This is a genomic window from Azotobacter armeniacus (genome assembly GCF_054779355.1).
On record NZ_BAAGYK010000071.1, the window covers coordinates 1 to 1142 of the forward strand.

At 59.8% G+C, this 1142-nt stretch carries 2 protein-coding genes; both read left to right on the top strand.

What is annotated here, in order from left to right; translation table 11 throughout:
* Nucleotides 1–147: ribbon-helix-helix domain-containing protein (locus ACYVD0_RS12015; protein ID WP_460427026.1), on the top strand; the 147-nt coding region annotated here is incomplete at its 5' end.
* Nucleotides 147–557, top strand: coding sequence for a PIN domain-containing protein (locus tag ACYVD0_RS12020; RefSeq protein WP_460427025.1), 411 nt, complete (start codon nucleotides 147–149; stop codon nucleotides 555–557). The genes ACYVD0_RS12015 and ACYVD0_RS12020, both read left to right, overlap by 1 nt.
* The last annotated feature ends 585 nt before the right edge of the window (nucleotides 558–1142 follow it).

A 1142-nucleotide genomic window follows, 5' to 3' on the forward strand; every position in this document is an offset into this window, starting at 1 on the left:
GATCTGTCGCGCTTCATCGAAGAGGCGGTACGCGCCCATATCCTGGAACTGACCGCCGAACAGGCCAAGGCGGCCAATACCCCTGTGAGTGAAGAGGCGCTGACAGCGATGGTCGATGAAGCCCTCGACTGGGCGCGCAAACGCTGATGCGGGTCGTGTTGGATACCAACATCCTGTTCAGTGCCCTGATTTCACCGCATGGAGCACCCGACGCGATCTATCGGGCCTGGCGGGCCGCGCGTTTCGAGGTGGTCACCTCGCGGATGCAGCTCGACGAGATCCGCCGAGCCAGCCGCTATCCCAAGCTCCAAGCCGTTCTTCAGCCCGCCAAGGTAGGCATCATGATCAACAACCTGCAACGCGCCGTGGTTTTGGAACGCCTGGATATCCAGGACGAAGCCAACGACCCGGACGATGCCTTCTTGCTGGCCATGGCCATTGCAGGTGAAGCGGATTACCTGGTGACCGGGGATCGCCGCGCCGGCCTGTTGCAACGCGGGCATATCGAGCGCACCCGCATCGTCACACCGGCCGTGTTTTGCGACGAGGTGCTGTGAACGCCCGGGTGCCCACCACCTTCGGCGCAAAACAAAAACGGCGAGGGGATTAGCCTCGCCGTTTCATGTCGTTCAACCGCATCCCTGGGTTCATCATCCTGATGAAGTCGCCGCATCCTGCGACGGTCCCATTGGCCGCCATCCGTGGTCGGCCTGCGTCGTTCCTTCGACGTCTTGGTGGGATTCAATCTACGCCGGCAGCCGTTCCGAGCCTATTGGGCGAACGCTCGATCTGCTGTAGGCGATGGCTTACAGCATGGAAGAATCTGGGCCAGACCTAGCTGTATCTGGACGTTGAAACACACGCTTAGTTTGTGGACGCGGGGCGTCAGGCTTAGTCGGTTTCCGCCAGACGCGAGGCCAGCGTCCAGTAAACCTTGGTTTGATGGGCGACCCAAGCGAAGGCCGCTCATTCGCAGAAAGCGTGAGCCGGCGCCGATGGAATGCAGGTCGGCGCGGATCAATGCAGGTTCATTCGCAGTTATTAACGCGGCAATCAAATTCACGATATAAAGGGACATGAAAAAGATTGATGCCCGAAAGCTCTCTCGAGAAACTCAGGACCAGATGCGACGCCTGGCCATG